Annotated in this window: 15 protein-coding genes; 11 read left to right on the top strand and 4 right to left on the bottom strand. The window is 68.8% G+C overall.

All coding sequences use genetic code 11. The features are described 5' to 3' along the window. Positions 1-15: 15 nt before the first annotated feature. On the bottom strand, positions 16-279 hold the full coding sequence (locus KIK15_RS07245; protein ID WP_214243519.1) for a hypothetical protein: 264 nt from the start codon (positions 277-279) through the stop codon (positions 16-18). A gap of 64 nt (positions 280-343) precedes the next feature. Between KIK15_RS07245 and KIK15_RS07250 the strand changes: the two genes are divergently transcribed. The 3 genes from KIK15_RS07250 to KIK15_RS07260 are packed head-to-tail and all read left to right on the top strand — an operon-like array spanning position 344 to position 3,179. Further along, positions 344-1,507, top strand: a complete 1,164-nt coding sequence (locus tag KIK15_RS07250; protein ID WP_214243520.1) for an ATP-binding cassette domain-containing protein — start codon at positions 344-346, stop codon at positions 1,505-1,507. 2 nt (positions 1,508-1,509) lie between these two features. After that, complete coding sequence (locus KIK15_RS07255; RefSeq protein WP_214243832.1) at positions 1,510-2,292, top strand: ABC transporter permease; 783 nt, start codon at positions 1,510-1,512, stop codon at positions 2,290-2,292. Then, complete coding sequence (locus KIK15_RS07260; RefSeq protein ID WP_214243521.1) at positions 2,292-3,179, top strand: DsbA family protein; 888 nt, start codon at positions 2,292-2,294, stop codon at positions 3,177-3,179. The genes KIK15_RS07255 and KIK15_RS07260 overlap by 1 nt, the downstream gene beginning before the upstream one ends. A gap of 45 nt (positions 3,180-3,224) precedes the next feature. On the opposite strand, the gene KIK15_RS18565 is transcribed toward KIK15_RS07260, so the two are convergent. From KIK15_RS18565 to KIK15_RS07275, 3 genes are all read right to left on the bottom strand, one after another. Further along, the gene (locus KIK15_RS18565; protein ID WP_214243522.1) at positions 3,225-6,824 is read right to left on the bottom strand and encodes a WD40 repeat domain-containing protein; all 3,600 of its coding nucleotides are present in this window, start codon (positions 6,822-6,824) and stop codon (positions 3,225-3,227) included. Between the two features lie 190 nt (positions 6,825-7,014). Continuing rightward, the gene (locus tag KIK15_RS07270; RefSeq protein WP_214243523.1) at positions 7,015-7,692 is read right to left on the bottom strand and encodes a TetR/AcrR family transcriptional regulator; all 678 of its coding nucleotides are present in this window, start codon (positions 7,690-7,692) and stop codon (positions 7,015-7,017) included. A 4-nt stretch (positions 7,693-7,696) separates the two neighbouring features. After that, positions 7,697-8,953, bottom strand: a complete 1,257-nt coding sequence (locus KIK15_RS07275) for a CaiB/BaiF CoA-transferase family protein (RefSeq protein WP_214243524.1) — start codon at positions 8,951-8,953, stop codon at positions 7,697-7,699. 156 nt (positions 8,954-9,109) lie between these two features. Between KIK15_RS07275 and KIK15_RS07280 the strand changes: the two genes are divergently transcribed. From KIK15_RS07280 to KIK15_RS07315, 8 genes are read left to right on the top strand one after another with little or no spacing between them, the layout of a single operon-like run. Then, positions 9,110-9,925, top strand: a complete 816-nt coding sequence (locus tag KIK15_RS07280; protein WP_214243525.1) for an ABC transporter permease — start codon at positions 9,110-9,112, stop codon at positions 9,923-9,925. After that, entirely contained in the window at positions 9,926-10,783 is an 858-nt protein-coding gene (locus KIK15_RS07285) for an ABC transporter permease (RefSeq protein WP_214243526.1), read from the top strand. Positions 10,784-10,830: 47 nt separating this feature from the next. Further along, the gene (locus KIK15_RS07290) at positions 10,831-11,823 is read left to right on the top strand and encodes an MlaD family protein (RefSeq protein WP_214243527.1); all 993 of its coding nucleotides are present in this window, start codon (positions 10,831-10,833) and stop codon (positions 11,821-11,823) included. After that, positions 11,820-12,878 carry an MlaD family protein gene (locus KIK15_RS07295; protein ID WP_214243528.1) on the top strand — a complete coding sequence of 353 codons (1,059 nt, stop codon included), beginning with the start codon at positions 11,820-11,822 and terminating at the stop codon, positions 12,876-12,878. The genes KIK15_RS07290 and KIK15_RS07295 overlap by 4 nt, the downstream gene beginning before the upstream one ends. Then, positions 12,875-13,882 (top strand): MlaD family protein, encoded by a 1,008-nt coding sequence (locus tag KIK15_RS07300; protein WP_214243529.1) that lies wholly within the window; start codon positions 12,875-12,877, stop codon positions 13,880-13,882. The genes KIK15_RS07295 and KIK15_RS07300 overlap by 4 nt, the downstream gene beginning before the upstream one ends. Then, a complete protein-coding gene (locus tag KIK15_RS07305) occupies positions 13,879-14,979 on the top strand; it encodes an MlaD family protein (RefSeq protein WP_214243530.1) in 1,101 nt (366 codons plus the stop codon). The genes KIK15_RS07300 and KIK15_RS07305 overlap by 4 nt, the downstream gene beginning before the upstream one ends. Positions 14,980-15,017: 38 nt before the next feature. After that, a complete protein-coding gene (locus KIK15_RS07310) occupies positions 15,018-16,046 on the top strand; it encodes an MlaD family protein (protein WP_214243531.1) in 1,029 nt (342 codons plus the stop codon). Next, positions 16,043-17,005 carry an MlaD family protein gene (locus tag KIK15_RS07315; protein ID WP_214243532.1) on the top strand — a complete coding sequence of 321 codons (963 nt, stop codon included), beginning with the start codon at positions 16,043-16,045 and terminating at the stop codon, positions 17,003-17,005. Before KIK15_RS07310 ends, KIK15_RS07315 begins: the two co-directional genes overlap by 4 nt. Positions 17,006-17,009: the final 4 nt, after the last annotated feature.

Here is a 17,009-nt window from a genome sequence, read left to right on the forward strand (position 1 = left end):
GCCACCCCAGGATGTTCAGACACCACGCGCAGCACAGGCTCCGGTAGCCGAGCCGATCGCACCCATCCGACCCACCGACCCTGCCCCGGTGCCGCCGCCGACCCCGCCCGCAGCCGCGCCGTCGCAGCCACGACAGTGGGTGACCGCGGGCCAGGCCGCAGCCCCCGCAGCCGCAGCCCCCGCTCCCAGCGCCCCGGGTCCCGGCGCCCCCGCTCCCAGCGCCCCGGGTCCCGGCGCCCCGGGTCCCGCCGCCGCGGGTCGCGGAGTCCCGATCGACACCGCCCCTGCTTCTGCCCCTGCCGGCCCCGGCCCTGCTGACACAGGTCGTGCCGGCACAGTCCCGATGTCGTCTGGCACCGATGTCCCGCCCGTGTTCGTGGGCCGTCATCCGGTCGGTCCGGCGATGTCGGTCGCCGACGGCGGTGTCGCGGTCTCGGTGCGCGGGTTGGTCAAGACCTACGGCGGCGGGTGGTTCCGATCCAAGGACACCGTGCACGCGCTGTCCGGGGTGGACCTGGAGGTGAAGGCGGGCACCGTCCACGCTCTCCTCGGCCCCAACGGTGCCGGCAAGACGACAACGGTGCGCATCATCTCCACCCTGTTGCGCCCCGACGCGGGCACGGTGTCGGTGCTGGGACACGATGCCCTGCACGACCCGGTCGGCATCCGACGCGCCATCGGCGTGTCGGGGCAGTACGCCGCCGTCGACGCCAACCTCACCGCCTTGGAGAACCTGCGGATGGTCGGTCAGCTCTACGGGCTCAACTGGTTTGCCGCCACCGAGCGCGCCAAAGAACTGCTCGCCGATTTCCGCCTCACCGACGTCGCCGACCGACCTACCCGAACCTTCTCCGGCGGTATGCGCCGGCGCATCGACCTCGCCGGCGCGCTGGTGGCGCGACCCGGACTGGTCATCCTCGACGAGCCGACCACCGGCCTCGACCCGCGCGGGCGGCGCGACATGTGGGCGCTGATCGAGGATCTGGTGGCCGACGGCACCACGGTCTTGTTGACCACGCAGTACCTCGAGGAGGCCGACACCCTCGCCGACGAGATCACCGTCATCGACAAGGGCACCGTCGTGGCCCAGGGCACCGCCCAGCAGCTCAAGACCCGCATCTCGCCCACCCGGCTCACGGTGGCGATCGCCGGTGATGTCGACTCCCATGCGGTGGCGGCCGCGCTGCGCCCGGTGGGCAACGGCAGCGACGTGGTCTCCGAGCGGTCGGGGGAGTGGACCATCGGGGTGGACGACGGATCCCGCAGTGCCGCAACCGCAGTCACCGCGCTGGTGCACGCAGGGTTCACCGTCACCGATGTACGGGTGACCACCCCGACCCTCGACGACGTGTTCCTCGCGCTCACCGAGACCGCGCACGGATCCGTCGATCACGCGCAGGTCGACGAACCACTCGGGCCGCTGCCCGGTGATCCCACCTACGACCAGTGGGTGCGCGACCAGGCTCGCGCAGCCGCCCCGGCAGGCGATGGAGAGGCCGTCCGATGACCGTGCTCAACGACAGCATCGTGATGGTGGGGCGCAACCTGACCACCATCAAACGGGTGCCCACCCTGCTGGCCACCGCGACACTGCAGCCGCTGATGTTCGTGTTCCTCTTCGCCTACGTCTTTGGCGCCACCTTCGGTGGTGGGGCCTACCGCGAATACCTGATGGCCGGCATCTTCACCCAGACCGTGGCGTTCAACGCGGCCTTCACCACCGTCGGTCTGGCCAGCGATCTGCAGGAGGGCATCGTCGACCGGCTGCGGTCGCTGCCCATGTCGCGGATGGCGGTCATCCTGGGCCGCACCGCATCTGACCTCGTGCTCAGTGTGATCAGCGTGTTCGTGATGTCCATCTGTGGACTCATCGTCGGCTGGCGGATCCGCGGTTCGTTTCTCGACGCGCTACTCGCCTATGCGATCATCCTGCTGTTCGGGTTCGCGATGAGCTGGACCGGCGCGTGGGTGGGACTGCTGTCGAAGAACGTCGAGGTGGCCCAGAGCTTCGGGTTCGCCTGGCTGTTCCCGGTCACGTTCCTCTCCAGCGCATTCGTCTCCGCGCAGAGCCTGCCCGGACCACTCAAGCCGATCGCCGAGTGGAACCCGGTGACCGCAGTGGCCACCTCGTGTCGAGAGCTGTTCGGCAACAAGGCACCTGCGCTGTTCCCCACACCCACCGGCTGGGTGGCCGAACACGCCACCCTGTACTCGATCGTGTCGTCGTTGGTGATCTTGGCGATCTTCGTGCCGCTCGCCACGCTGCAGTACCGAAAGGTCGCCAGTCGCTGATGTCTGGACCGCATCACCCCGGACAAGTCCCACCCGGTCAGCTCCCGCCCGGCCCGTTCCCACCCGGACAGCTCCCACCCGGGTCGTACCCGCCGCGACCGCCGACCGCAGCCAGTCAGGCCCGGCAAGGCACCGCCCGCCGCCGCACCCGCATCGCGCAGATCGTGGCCACCGCGCTGGTGGTCGCCGCGGCGGTGAGCGTCGGGGTCTATCTCATCGTCACCAAGGACGACGGCCGATCGTCGAGTGCCGCCGCTCGCGGACCGGCCGGCGCTGCGGCGGCCTCGGGTCCGCTGCCCAACTCCACCGCCGACGGCGCCTATCGCGTCAGTGGGCCCGCGAGCGGGGCCGCGGTCACGCTCAGCCTGTTCGAGGACTTCCAGTGCCCGGCGTGCCGCGAGTTCGAGTCGATGTTCGGTGGCGTCCTCACCCAGATTCGCGCGCTGCCCGGGGTGGCGGTGGATTATCACCCGATCACCTTCCTCGACTCGGCGTCGTCCACCCGCTATTCGACGCGAGCGGCCAACGCGTCGGCGTGTGTGGCCGAGGCGACCGGTGCACCGGTGCCCGAATCGTCCGGTGGCTCATCGCGATTCGCGGTGTGGTTGCGTTTCCACGATGCGCTGTACGCGCAGCAGCCGCAGGAGGGTTCAGCCGGCCTGCCCGATTCGACGCTGGTCACCATGGCGGTCACCGCGGGTGCGCCGACATCGGTCGAGTCCTGCATCGCCGGCGGCACCCATCAGCAGGCCATCGCGGGCATCACGCGTCGCGCGCTCACCGACGACAAGGTGCAGGGCACTCCGACGGTGCGGATCAACGGCGACGACGTGGACCTGTCCACCCCCAGCGAGTTGCTGGCTGCGGTCCAGAAAGCGTTGCGCTGACGCCGTTGTCGTGATTTGAGCGCCGTGCGCGCGGACCCGGCCGCCTCATTTGGCGGGTCGGGGTGCGCACTCGAAGGTGGTGTCGGGTCGGATCGGGGCGGGTGCGGCGGCACAGATGCGCGCTGCGACGGCGGCCGGATCGGTGGACCAGGTGCGTTGCCATCCGTCGGGACCGGTGACCATCACCCCGGCGTCGGCTGCTGCGGCCGCCCTGATCCCTCCAGCCGCCGCCGATGCGTCGCTGATCGTCGGTGCGGGCGCGCCCACCGGTTCCAGCCGGCCCTTGTCGGTCCAGCGCCGCAGGCCACCGTCGGCGCCGGCTGCGATCACGTCGGCGCCGCTGACCGCGACCGAGGTGACGGGGGTGCCCAGGCGCACCGACCGTGCCGGGGTGGTGCCCGAGGCCACCTCGTACTCACCGATCGACCCGGCGGCGTCTCCGATCACCAGTCGGCCCGCCCCGAAACTCATCGAGGTCACCGGTGCACCCACCCGGATGCCGGTGGGTGCCTGCTGTAGTCCGGTCGGGGTGACCCCGGCCAGGGTGACGGTGCCGTCGTTGCCTGCGACCGCCAGCGACTTCGAATCGGGTGCGAACGCCACCGCGGCGACCTGGGTGCTGTCGCCGCGCAGTGTGCCCACCGGCAGCAGACCTGACGCCGACACCTGCCACACCCGGATGGAGGTGGTGCCGTCGATTCCGGTGGCCAGCAGAGCGCTCGACGGACTGAACACCAGCGGGTTGCTCTGCTGCGGGCCCACGTGCAGGGCCGCACCCGCCTCCACCGGACGGGCGAGGTCACGCGCATCCCACAGTTGCACCTGACGTCGTGCGTCGACGGTGACCAGCCAGTTGCCGTCGGGGCTCATCGCGGCCCCGTTGAGTGGGTCCGTCGGCGTCATCTGGCTCACCGTGGTCGGTGCCAGCGGGTTGGCGGTGTCGATGATGTGCAGCGGGCCACCGAGGAAACCGGTGGCGCAGGCCGTGCGGGCGGGCGAACAGGTGGGCGTGGTGGCCGAGCCGTAGCCGCCGGTGACCAGACCTGAGGGCAGGGTCCAGCGAACGGCCGGACCCTCGCCGGTGGTGATCAGCGCGTCCTCGCCCTGGAAGACCGTCGTGGACAGGCCGGTGATGCCGGTGGCGATCGGCGCGGTCAGTCGGTAACGCGCCGCCGGGCGGGTGATGTCGTAGACCGAGATGGTTCCCGACGCCGAGACCACCGCCAGGCGGGTACCCGACGGTGAGAACACCGCGGTGGCAGGACCTTTGCCGTCGGGATCGATGGGTTCACCGATGCGCTGGGGATTCGTGGGATCGGCCACCGACCACAGTTGCACGGCACCGGATTCGTAGCTGGTGACCGCGAACTGGGCGTTGGGCGAGTAGTCCAGCGCCTCGGGGGTGGTGTTCTCCTTGCCGCTGCTCTGCAGCCGCGCCGGGTTGTCCGGGTCTGATGTGTCCACCAGGACCAGTGGTCGGTCGGAGCCGCCGAGTGCCAATTGTGAAGCGGCGGGGTTGAACTCGACGAACTGAGCGGGGGTGGTGACGGCATCGAGCACGCTGCGTTGCGTCGGGCTGCTGGGATCGGACAGGTCGTAGAGCCGCACCGTCCCGGTGCTCTCGGCCACCGCGAGCAGCCGCTGGGTGGTGCCGAAGGTGATGGCGTCGGTGCGAACCCCCGGACCGGTGGCGGCGATGGTGGACAGCTGTCGGACTGCGGCGAGGTCGCTGAGGTCCCACACGGTGACGGTGCCGTCGGGGCCGGTGCTGGCCAGAATGGTGCCGCTCGGGTTGAGGGTGATGTCGGTGACGCTGCCGCCGTGCGAATCGGGCAGTGTGGCAACAGTTGTCAGCGCCGGATTCTCTAGGATTCGGATGCTGCCGTCGCGGTCGCCGAGTGCGATGCGGCCGGTGGTGCGCGCGGTGGCCAGCGCGACGGCCGGGGTGGCCCCCAGATCGGTGCGTAGGGCGACGTTCTGGGTGTTGAGCAACGCCTGGCGCAGCTGCGGGTCGTCGGAGCGTTTCTGGTACGCCGACAGCGCCAGCTGGGCGGCGGCGGTGCTGTCGGTGCGGGCCAGCGCGGCGATCTCGGAGACCGTCGCGTCCGAGTTGCCCTGCCCTCCTGAGGACTTGGAGTCGCCACCACCACCGATCAGAGTGGTGAGCACCAGTGCGATCACCACCACCAAGGCCACCGCGCCGCCGATCAGCGCGCTGATCCGGGCGCGTTTGCGGCCGATGATGTGGCCACGCGACTGGGCCAGGAAGTCGCGGGTGTCGCCGCTGAGCATTCGCGGGTCGGGGACCGTGCGGTCCACCTCGTCGAGTCGCACCTGTGAGTAGAGCGCAGAGTTGCGGCGTCCGCCGCGCTTCCAGGCCTGCGCATCGGCGTCCAGCGCTGCGAACAGGCCGTCGGTGGTCTGGACATCGGTCACCCACTGCTGCAACCGGTTCCACAAGCGAGCCAGCTGCGGGTGGCGCAAGCTCACCTCGTCGTCGGCCGACACCGTCAGCAGGCCCGCGGCCACCAGCTGGCCCACCAGTCGGCGGGTCGCATCTGCGGTGGGGGAGCCCTCGAGGTGGTCGATGTGTCGGGTGACGGCGAACATGGTGCCGTCGGCACCGCGCTCGGTCAGGCGCAGGGCCAGCGCTCGGGCGGCCGGCTGTTCCTCGGGAGTCAGTGTGGCCCAGGCGCGCTCGGCTTCTCGGTCCACTGCCCCGGCGATCGGCAGGATGCGGGCCACGTCTTCGGCGGTGATCTCGGAGGTGTGGTTGTCGCGCCACAGCTCGTGCAGGGCCGTCGAGAGCGCCATCGTCGGAGGCAGCGAGGGGGGCAGCGAACTGAGACCACCGAGCACGGCGAACACCGCGGTGGACTGCACCCCCACCCCGCGGGCGCGGGCCGGCTGCACGATCACCTCGGTGGTCTCCTCGACCGTCATCGGCAGCAAGCGCACCGTGCGGGAGCTGATGGCCTCGGCCAGGTCGGCCTCGGCGCCGGCCGCGGTCAGCAGCGAGTCGTCGACGGCGATGACCACGCAACATCGGGGGTCGGAGGCGAGTCGCCGGATGGTCTTGAGGAAACGGTTGCGGGTCACCGCGTCGACCCGCACGAACAGGTCGACGATGTCGTCGACGATCAGCAGGGTGGCCGCGCCCTCAGGCACTCTCGACAGCGCTGGTTCCACCCAGGCCGACGGGTTCTCGGGGGTGGCCGGTGGGGCCGGCAACGCGAACACCGTCGCCAGATGGCCCATGGGGTCGGCGCCCGGCGACATGGACCGCACCTGGCAACTGAGGGTGGTCGCGTCGCGGCGCAGTCCGTGCCGGGCAGCGTCCATCCGCAAACCTGCGGCCAGCAGCGAGGTCTTGCCGGTGCCGGTGCCGCCGATGAGCACGATGATGCCGCCGCCGGGTACTGCTGCGGTGAGCAACGCCCGTCGCATCGCCGTGCGCCCGGCGAACAGTCCCGCGTCGTCGGGGCCGTAGGGCCGCAGACCGGGGTAGGGGTTGGTGCCCCGCAGCTGGGCGCGCTCAGTGGGTCCCACCTGCGCAGAGTCTCCGGTCGTCCCGCCCGTGTTCGAACCACCGTCGGCCCGTCCGGGCGTGGTGTCGCCGGCACCGGGGGAGGGGATGTGGTCCATGTGGAGCACGCTCCTTCGGGTCGGGCGCAGATGGCCTGTGACAACAGAAAGGGACGTGGGGCCGATGTGAACGGCGTTCGGCGCGAATCGCCCCCCGAGTCGCCAGCGTCAGTATCGCCGGGGTGGCGGCGTGGTGTCCAAGCGGGGTCGCAATCGGTGAGGGATGGGTCGGATGGTGTTCGCCGGTGGGTCAGATGCTGCCCGGAGAGAACGCCCGTCGCCAGATCTCGCTGAGGATGTTGATGGCGTCGTCCTCGTCGCGGTCGGCGAGGTTGTCGTCGCGACCGGTGACGAACCAGGTCCAACAGAACGACTCCAGCATCGACACGATCGCCGAGGCGAACAGGTCCTTGTCCAGGCCGATCTGCACGCCGCTGCGTTGGGCCGACCGGAACACCGACAGCACCCCGTGAATGCCGTTGGACCGACGTTCACGCCACCACTGCGCGAACTGCTCGTCGGTCATCGACAGTTGGAACGCGCCGATCAGCTCGGGCAGGTAGTCGCGGTAGGTCGTCCAGTAGGCGCGTACCGCCTGCTCGATGTTGGTTCCCGGATCGTCGGTGACGTTGGCGCGGGTGCGCTCGAGCACCTGGGAGCCGAAATCGTCGAGCAGGGTCTCCAGCAACTGCTGTTTGTTGTCGTAATAGTTGTAGAACGATCCGGTCGACCGGCCGGCGGTGGCGGCGATGTCGGCGATCTTGGCATTGAGATATCCCTTGTCGGCGAACACGACTCGCGCTGCGTCGACGAACGCACGCTCGGTGCGGCGGCCCTTGGACGTGGCGATCGCCGAACCGGGCGTCGGGCGCGCCTGCGCCGCGGCCGTGTCGTGGCGTCGGGCCCGGGGGTTCGCGTTGCTCACCATGCGATCAGATGATCCCGTCGCGGGCGAGGTCGGCGAGTTGCTCGGGTGAGCGTAGTGGGCCGTACACCTCGTCGTTGTGTTGGCCGGGACGCGCGGGTCCGGAGTTGCGGATCGAACCGGGTGTGCCGGTCATCCGTGGCACGATCCCGGGGCCCAGCACAGGCGCGTCGAGGTTCTCGTCGTGGTGGGCCACGATCATCTCGCGGGCCAACAGCTGCGGGTCGTTGACCACCTCGGCGACGGTGTTGATGGGGCCAACCACCACCCCTGCGGCCGAGAGGTTTTCCAGCAGTGCGGCTTTGGGTTGGGTGGCGGTCCAGGCGGCGATCAGGTCGTCGAGTTCGTCCTGGTTGGTCCCTCGCGCGCCGTGGGTGGCATAGCGTGGGTCATCCGCCAGCTCGGGGCGACCCATCGCCGCACACAGTCGCCGGAACACGGTGTCCTGGTTGGCCCCGATGACCACCATCGACCCCTCGGCGGTCGGGTAGATGTTGGACGGGGCGATACCGGCCAGCCGGGTGCCCGAGGGGCCGCGCACCACCCCGCCCACGTCGTAGTCGGGGATCACCGACTCCTGCACCGCCACACAGGATTCGTTGAGCGCCACATCGACCACCTGGCCTTCGCCGGTCACGCTGCGGCGATACAGCGCGGCCAGAGCGCCCTGGGTGGCGAACATGGCCGCCAGGGTGTCGCCCAGGCTCAACGCCATCCGCGGTGGCGGCTGATCGGGGTAGCCGTTGAGGTGGCGCAGCCCGCTGACCGCCTCGGCCACCGAGGCGTAGCCGGGTTTGTCGGCATCGGGTCCGGTCTGCCCATATCCTGACACCCGTACCAGGATGATGCCTGGATTACGTTCGCGCAGAACGTCATAGCCCAGGTTCATGCGTTCCAGGGTGCCGGGGCGGAAATTCTCCACGACGACGTCGGCGCCCTCGAGCAGATCCAGGAACAACTCGCGCCCGGCCGGGGCACGCAGGTTGAGGGTGACCACTCGCTTGTTGCGCGCGAACACCGTCCACATGACGTGGTGGCCGTCGCGTTGCGCCTGCCCCCAGGTGCGCAGCGGATCTGGTGAGCCCGGTGCCTCGATCTTGATGACGTCGGCACCCATGTCGCCCAGCAGCCGCGTCCCGAAGGGTCCGGCGATCAGCGTGCCCAGCTCCAGCACCCGCACCCCGTCCAGGGCGCCGGTGGGCCGGTGGGCAGCAGCATCCGTAGGCGAGGCGATCGTGGTCGAATCGTCAGCGGAGTTCGTCATACCTCCACCCTTGCACGACGACAGCGTGACTCGAACGATTCGATACCCCTGGGGGGTGTCGATTCGCGCTCCGGGGGTGGGCTTCGTCCCCTACAGTGACGCGCACGCGCACCCACACCACGCTCGATGTCGGGATCGAGGACCCTCAGGAGAACGATGGCATCGGTAGGTACTCCGTCGGGTCGCCTCGTCGAGCCCGTCGTCGGTGCGCTGGCCACCCTGGGGCGGCTGATCGAGTTGACCGGATGGGGTTTGGGCCACCTGGTGCGTGATGTGTGCACCGGTCGGCATCCCTGGCGCGAGAGCCTCAACCAGACCATCTTCTTCGCCGGGGTGGCCGGGGTACCCGCAGTGCTGGTGGCCATCCCGTTCGGTGTCATCCTGTCCGTTCAGGTGGGCAGCCTCACCTCGCAGCTCGGTGCGTCCTCGCTGGCGGGTTCGGCTGGGGCGCTGGGCATCCTGCAGCAGGGCGCACCCATCGGGTCGGCTCTGCTGATCGGCGGTGCGGTGGGCTCGGCCATCGCCGCCGACCTCGGGGCCCGCACCGTGCGCGATGAGATCGACGCGATGCGCACGATGGGCATCGACCCGATGCGTCGCGTGGTCGCCCCGCGCCTGCTGGCGGTGTTGCTCATCGCCCCGTTGATCTGTGTGTTGATCATCTTCGTGGGGGTGGCCTCGGGGTATGTGATCAACGTGTCGTTCCAGGGCGGCGCACCCGGCAGTTACCTGGGCGGGTTCGGCCAGTTCGCCGGGGTCGGCGACCTGATCATCGCGCTGGGCAAGTCGATCCTGTTCGGGGTGGTGGTGGTGGCCATCGCCTGCCAGCGCGGACTGGAAGCTCGCGGTGGCCCGCGCGGGGTGGCCGACGCGGTCAACGCGGCGGTGGTTCTCGGTGTGGTGGCCTCGTTCATGCTCAACCTCGTTGTCACCCAACTGGTCACGATGTTCCTACCCCAGGCGGTGGGCTAGATGGTCGGTTTCGACGCCTACGCCACGTCGCGACACCTGGCCCGCCGGGTCGGTGGTGTCCCCGTCGGCGTCGTCGAACGGGTGGGCCACCGTGTCCACTTCGCGGGTCAGGCGTTGGGTTCCATTCCGCACGCAGTGCGCGTCTACCGCAGGCAGAGCGCCGCGGTGCTCTCCGACCTCATGTGGGGTTCGGGCGGGGTGACCGTCGGCGGGGGCACGGTGGCGGTGCTGGTGGTGCTCGGACTGTCGGTCGGCGGATCGATCGGCATCCAAGGGTTCGCCACCCTCAACCTCTTCGGGATAGGACCACTGACCGGGTTCCTCTCGGCGTATGCCAACACCCGCGAGATCGGACCGATCGTGGTGGCCATCGGGTTCGCCGCCCAGGCCGGCTGCCGGATGACCGCCGAGATCGGTGCCATGCGCATCTCCGAGGAGATCGATGCCCTTGAGGCGCAGGCCATCAGGCCCATCCCGTTCGTGGTCAGCACCCGGGTGGTGGCCGGGGTGATCACCATCATTCCGTTGTTCCTCATCACGCTGATCCTGAGCTACCTGTCGTGCGCGTTCGTGGTCAACACCCTGCACGACCAGTCATCTGGCACCTACCACCACTACTTCAACGCGTTCCTCGCCCCCACCGACGTGGCCCTGTCGGTGCTCAAGGCGGTGGTCTTCGTGATCGCAGTCATCCTGATCCATTGTTACCAAGGCTTTTACGCCTCCGGCGGGCCGGAGGGCGTCGGCATCGCCTCGGGCCGCGCCATCAAACAGAGCTTCGTGTCCATCGTCGTCCTCGACATGATCCTCACCCTGCTGTTCTGGGGTTCGGATGTGGGATTCCGGTTCTCGGGATAAGCACGTTTCCCGATCTCTCCGGCCGCGGACCCTCGCGGCTGCGCCTGGTGGTCATCGGGCTGATCACCGTGGCCGTGGTGATCGCCGCCGCCGTGCCGCTGACCGTCTATGCGCGAGGCGGTTTCGACGACCGCGTCACCGTGCAGGCGGTGACCGATCAGATCGGTGACGGTCTCACCGGCGGTGGTGACGTGAAGTTCCGCGGCCTGATCGTCGGCCGGGTCGACACGGTGCGCGTCATCGACGGTGGCCGGCGCCAGGAGATCACCATGTCGATCGACGCCGCTGCGGCGCACGCCATCCCCGACGAGGTGAGTGCGGTCTACCAGCCGTCGAACATCCTGGGCGTCACCGGCATCGAGCTGAAGGCGGCGGCCGGCGCAGGCCCCGGACGTCTGCGAGACGGCAGCCGGGTGCAGATCGGAGCCGGGTCGACCGAGGTGTCGGTGTCGGATCTGCTGCAGCAGCTGGGTGCGATCGCCACCACCATCACCGGCGACTCGGCGGCCCGCAGCGTCGAGGTGATCGACCGGGTGATCATCGCGCTGCAACCGGCGCTGCGGTCGGGGGTGGAGTTGCTGGACCTGGCCGCGCAGCGCCGACAAATGCCGCTGTCGAGATTCCTGCAGATCCTGGGGCCCACCACCGCAGGGACCGCCGATCTGTTGGGTCCCTTCCTGTCGGTGTTCACCGGTCTGAGCCGCACCACCGCCGCCTACGCCGACCCGAAAGTGGTTCGTGACGTGGGTGATTCGCTGACCGGGTTGATCGACACCGTCATCTCGCTGGGGCGGTTGGCCGGAGACAACCTCGACGGCCTGGCCGCCGGACTCGATCTGTTGGTCGCCACCTCGGCCCCGCTGGGCCGCACCCTGCGGTCCATCCCCCCTGCGGTGGGCGATGCCCGAGAGTTGTTGCGACGCCTGGAGCAAGTCGTTGCGGTGCGCGGTGGTCGCCCGACCGTGCGAGTCGGGGTGAGCCTGGCCAACCTGCCCCAGATCACCGCGTTCCTGCCTGGCCCGACGGGAGGGGGTCGATGACCATCCGACGTGGGCCGCTGGTCGGCCTCACTCTGTTCGTGGTGGCGATGATCGCCGCCACCTGGCTCATCGTCGAGGCGTTGGCGCCCTCGGTGCCCGGGGCCCAGCGCAGCGTCACCGCCGACTTCACCGATGCGTCAGGGCTCAAGGTGGGCAACGATGTTCGTCGTCTGGGCGTGCGCGTGGGCACGGTGTCCTCGGTGCGGTTGCATCGAACCCTCGCGCGGGTCACCTTCACCGTCCCCCGTTCCACCGTCATCTACACCGACACCTCCATCGCCATCAGGTACCTCAACCTCGTCGGGGAGCGCTATATCGACGTGATCGATGTGAACCCAGATGTGAACCCCGACGTGAACCCCGATGTGGGCGGCGCCGATGCCAGCGCAGGCGAGGCCCGAGTGGTGTCGCGTGCGGCGGTGCTGCCGCTCGCCCAGACCATCCCCTCCTTCGACATCACCGCCTTGTTCCACGGGTTGCGGCCCATCTTTCGGGTGCTCGACCCGGCGCAGATCAACCGGTTCTTGGACAACGTGCTCGCAGTGGTGCAGGGCACCGGCGGCAACCTGGGGTCGGTGGTCGACCAGCTCAACGACGTCACGCGGTTGGCGGCCAACCGATCTGAGGTGATCGCGCAGTTCATCACGGGTCTGGGATCGGTGGCCCGCCAGATCGAGTACAAGTCGCCGCGACTCAACGATCTGATCAGTCGCGTCGGCGATGCACTCGGTGCACTCTCGGCCGACCTCGACGCCACCGGACGTTCGGTGGCGTTGGCCGCCCGGTCGCTGACACCGACGAAGCTGTTGCTGGACAGCCTGAACCAGGCGTACTTCGGCAACTACGCCGATGTCGATCGGTTGCTGCGAAAGTACGTACCTGCCACCGACAACCTGTCCGCGGCCCTGGCGGCGGTCCCCGGACTGCTCGATTCGCTCGCGGCTGCCGCCAACGCGGCATCAGCGGTGTCGCTGCAGTGTCCGGCCGGACGTGCCGATGCGGCAGGGGTGCCCACCGTGTTGCTGGCCGGTGCCCCGGTGGTGATCTGCCGATGACGCCGCCCGATCGTCGCCCCCGCGACGCCGATGTGCTGCGCCGTCGCCAGATTCGGATCGGCCTGGCGGGTGTGGTGGTGGGTGTGGTGATCGCGATCGTTGCCGCAGTGGTCTACACGGTGCCGTTCGGGACCGCCGGATATCGGGCCGACTTCTCCTCCAGCGGACAACTGCATCCGGGCGACGAGGTACGGGTGGCCAGCATCACCGTGGGTGAGGTGCAGTCGGTGCAGGTGGTGGGCGATCACGTGGAAATCGGCTTCAGTGTGGATGATTCGGTGCGTCTTGGTGATGCCACCCGCGCCGAGATCCGCTTGCTCACCGCGATCGGCGGCCATTATCTGGCCGTGTTGCCGCAGGGGAATGCCCCGCTGCGCGGCCACATCACCGCCACCACCGCACCCTACGAATTGACCGACGTGATCGCCGATTCCGGCGCGGTGGTCGGGAAGACAAACGCGGCGACCGCGCAGGACACGTTCACCGCCGTCAACCAGGCGCTGCGGGGCCGCTCTGGTGCGGTCCGCCAGATCATCGCCCAGATATCCGATGTCACAGACACACTCGGAGACAACCAGGCCGACCTCGATCGCGCGATCAGGGTGACCGACGAGTACGTCGGCACTCTCGACGCCGGGCGCGCCAAGTTGGTAAACCTGCTACGGCTGGTCGGCCTGCTGGGCTACCGGTTCTACGAGTATCGGGCCGACACGGTGGCCACCATCAACGGTGTCGGTGCGTTGTTCGCGTTCCTACAGCCACCCATCGACGCCCTCGACTCCACCATCACCCCGCAGTTCGACAAGATCGTGGGCATCGTCGACACCCTCAAGACGGGCATGGCCCGGACCGGGCCGATGCTCGATCAGCTGACCGCCATCGCCACCCAGTTGGGTCGAGCACTGGGGGTGGTGACCCCGGGGGCGCGGATCGACCTGTCCGGCACCACCATCACCGGGACCGGCCTGTGTGTCCCCACCCTGCAGCGGCGGTGCGGCCGATGACCCGGCGTCGGTGGTGGCCGGCCGGTTCGCGGCTGGTGGTGCTGGTGGCGGTGCTGGCTCTGGTGGTGGCTGCGGCGGGCTACGTCTGGGGTCGCGAGGTTCACCGCACCACCGGCTGTGCCGAGATGCCCGATGCCATCGGCCTGTATCCGGGCAGCAACCTCACCCTGCGGGGGGTCAAGATCGGGTCGGTCACCTCCGTGCGGCCCGCCGGTGGCCATGTCCGGGTGGGATTCGAGATGGACTCGTCCGTCCGGCTGCCTGCCGACGTCTCGGCGGTCACCACGTCGGATTCCATCGTGACCGACCGCCGCCTGGACTTCCCGATCTCCTATGTGGGTGGCCCCCGGTGGGACACCGCGAGGTGTATCCCGCTGGGGCGCAATCGGACTCCGAAGAGCCTCAGCGCCACCTTCAGCGCCTTCGACACCTTTGCCACCCAGCTCACCTCCGACCGCAATCCCGGCGGCGCGACGGTGATCGGTGACACGATCAGCACGGTCGACAAGGGGTTGGCCGGTACTGCAACCGATTTCAATCGGGCGGTGAAGGGCCTGTCAGCGGCACTGGGCGATCCCGCGCAACGCGACGATCAGCTGATGTCGTTGGTGCGCAACGGTGCGCGCCTGTCGGGGTTCTTCGTCGAGAACTGGGGCGACGTGCAGTCCGCGATCGACCAGTTGGGGAACTTCGGCACCTCGCTGGGCGACATCACCCGTGCCCTCAACCCGTCGATCGTGCAGATCACCGAGGTGCTTCCCAAGCTGATCGACTCCATCAAGCGATACCGCCCCTACCTGACCGGACTGTTGGATCTCGTTGTCCCGCTGGCCCAGTCGCTGCCCACGGACAAAGTTGTCGGGTTCGTGCGCATGCTGCCGGGTATCACCGCGGCGATGAACGCGATCGCCGCCGACCCGCGCTCGGGACTGTCGGTGCAGGTGGTGGCGCCCCGGGTGCGGGTGCCGGTGGCCGCACCAGCGGCGGCATGCGTGGTGATCAACACGCTCGCGCCCGCGTCGTGTCGGGTGTCGCCGGGGTCGCCGGCCGTCGACACCTCGCTGGTGGCATTGTTGCTGCGATCGGTGGGTCGGTGATGAGCCTGCTGTCGTCACGAAGAATGCTGCGAAGCCCGATGATCACCGCGATGGTGGTCGCGGTGGTGGTCGGGAGCGCCGGGTGCGGAGTGCAGGTGACCGATCTGCCGTTGCCGGGCACCGGGGTGTCGGGGTCCAGCCATCGGCTGCGGATCGAGTTCGCCAACGTGCTGAATCTGCCTGCACGCAGCAAGGTTCTGTTCAACGGCACCAAGGCTGGGGTGTTGCGTTCGGTCACCATCGACTCTGCACGGGCCACCCCGGTCGCGGTGGCCACCGTCGACATCTCCGACGACGTGGTGCTGCCACGGTCCACGCGAGCAGCGCTGCGACAGTCCACCCTGCTCGGGGACATCTACATCGCGCTCACCTCGGGGTCCGACACCTCCGGCCCGCCGTTGCGGCCGGGTGACACCATCGCGTTGGCGCAGACCACCATCGCGCCGGCCGTCGAGGATCTGCTCGGTGGCATCGCGGCGTTGGCCAGTGGCGGCACCGTGCAACGGATCTCCGACATCATCAACCGCACCAACCAGGTGTTCGGCGACGATGCCACCCGTGATCGTGCGTTGGCCACCGGACGCGCGTTGATCGCGGGAATCGCCGACAACCAGACCCCGGTGGCCCAGACCTTGGACTCGTTGGCGCGCATCGCGCAGACGGTCTCCGCGCAGGGCGCCGACCTGGGCAACGCGCTGACGGTGGGACCGGAGAACATCGGGAATGCGTTGGTGGCCTTCGTCCGACTGACCCGGGTGCTCAACATCTTGGGCCCGAACCTGGTGTCGTTGGGTGATCTGTTGGTGCCCCGTGCGCAGCCTTTGATCGATGTCGTGTCCACCATCACCCCGCTGGTGAGAACGGCGGTGGCACTCGATGCTTCGGCGCCGTCGGATCTGGCCCGGTTGAAAGCCCTGTTGGACCAACGGATCATCCCGCTGCTGCGGGCGCCGCGTGTCGACATCGTCGACTTCTCCCGGCCCGACGGTGGTCTGGGCGAGGCCGATTCGGGCGCACAGATCCGGGCGGTGGCGGCCACGCTGCGGATGATCGGGTTGATGCGATGAAGATCGGGGTCCGGACATCGTTGGTGTTGCTGGTGGTGGTCTCGGTGACACTGGCCGCCTACCTCGGTGTGGGCATCCTCAAACTCGATCCGTTCACCGGCACCCGTACGGTGACGGTGTCGATGGCGTCGTCGGGCGGGTTGCTCCCGAAGTCTCGGGTGCTCTACAACGGGGTCGAGGTGGGCACCGTCGAATCGGTGGCGGTGCAACCCGATTCGGTGCGCGCCCGGCTGTCGGTGACATCGAGATACTCCATCCCCGCCGATGCCACCGTCACGGTGGAGAACCTGTCGCTGGTGGGTGAGCAGTACCTGAATTTCACCTCCACCACCGGTCGGGGTCCCTATCTGAGCGACGGCGCGGTGATCAGCCGTCCGGTGGTGCCCGCAGCCACCGTGGGCGACACCCTGACCACCGTGCAGCGACTGATCGGACAGGTCGACACCGCGCGACTGACCAGCATCGCCAACTCCATCAACGCGGGCTGGATCGGCCGCGACGACGACATCACCCGCCTGGGTGAGTTCGCCGGCTACTTCTCACGGTCGGTGACCACCCGACGTACCGAGTTCTCTGCGCTGTTCGACCACGCGCAGCAGCTGGTGACCCGGCTCGACGGGTCGGATCGCAAGCTCACCGTCGGAGCACGGGCGCTCGCCACTGGTCTGCCATCGTTCACGATGCTGTGGGCGTTGTTCCCCGGCCTGGCCAAAGCCAGTGCGGGAGCAGTCGGTTGGACCCAGACGGTCACCCCGTTCGTGGCCACCCTCTCGGCCTACCTGCAGAAGTTGTTGCCGCCCCTCACCCCGGTGCTGCGGGTGTTGTTGCCGTTGGTGCAGACCACCTCGCCATCGACCGCAGTAGATGTGTCGGCATTGGTGCGCAAAGGATTACGGATCGTCGACTCCGACGGTGTCGTCCGTTTCGGAGTCGACCTCGATGCCCCAGAAGGAAAGTGACGCC

The organism is Williamsia sp. CHRR-6 (assembly GCF_018474015.1).
GTDB lineage: Bacteria > Actinomycetota > Actinomycetes > Mycobacteriales > Mycobacteriaceae > Williamsia_A.

Coding starts and splice junctions, on each gene's coding strand:
- KIK15_RS07250 (WP_214243520.1), top strand. CDS start 344: ATGTCGTCTGGCACCGATGTCCCGCCCGTGTTCGTGGGCCGTCATCCG.
- KIK15_RS07260 (WP_214243521.1), top strand. CDS start 2,292: ATGTCTGGACCGCATCACCCCGGACAAGTCCCACCCGGTCAGCTCCCG.
- KIK15_RS18565 (WP_214243522.1), bottom strand. CDS start 6,824: ATGGACCACATCCCCTCCCCCGGTGCCGGCGACACCACGCCCGGACGG.
- KIK15_RS07270 (WP_214243523.1), bottom strand. CDS start 7,692: ATGGTGAGCAACGCGAACCCCCGGGCCCGACGCCACGACACGGCCGCG.
- KIK15_RS07275 (WP_214243524.1), bottom strand. CDS start 8,953: ATGACGAACTCCGCTGACGATTCGACCACGATCGCCTCGCCTACGGAT.
- KIK15_RS07280 (WP_214243525.1), top strand. CDS start 9,110: ATGGCATCGGTAGGTACTCCGTCGGGTCGCCTCGTCGAGCCCGTCGTC.
- KIK15_RS07285 (WP_214243526.1), top strand. CDS start 9,926: ATGGTCGGTTTCGACGCCTACGCCACGTCGCGACACCTGGCCCGCCGG.
- KIK15_RS07295 (WP_214243528.1), top strand. CDS start 11,820: ATGACCATCCGACGTGGGCCGCTGGTCGGCCTCACTCTGTTCGTGGTG.
- KIK15_RS07300 (WP_214243529.1), top strand. CDS start 12,875: ATGACGCCGCCCGATCGTCGCCCCCGCGACGCCGATGTGCTGCGCCGT.
- KIK15_RS07305 (WP_214243530.1), top strand. CDS start 13,879: ATGACCCGGCGTCGGTGGTGGCCGGCCGGTTCGCGGCTGGTGGTGCTG.
- KIK15_RS07310 (WP_214243531.1), top strand. CDS start 15,018: ATGATCACCGCGATGGTGGTCGCGGTGGTGGTCGGGAGCGCCGGGTGC.
- KIK15_RS07315 (WP_214243532.1), top strand. CDS start 16,043: ATGAAGATCGGGGTCCGGACATCGTTGGTGTTGCTGGTGGTGGTCTCG.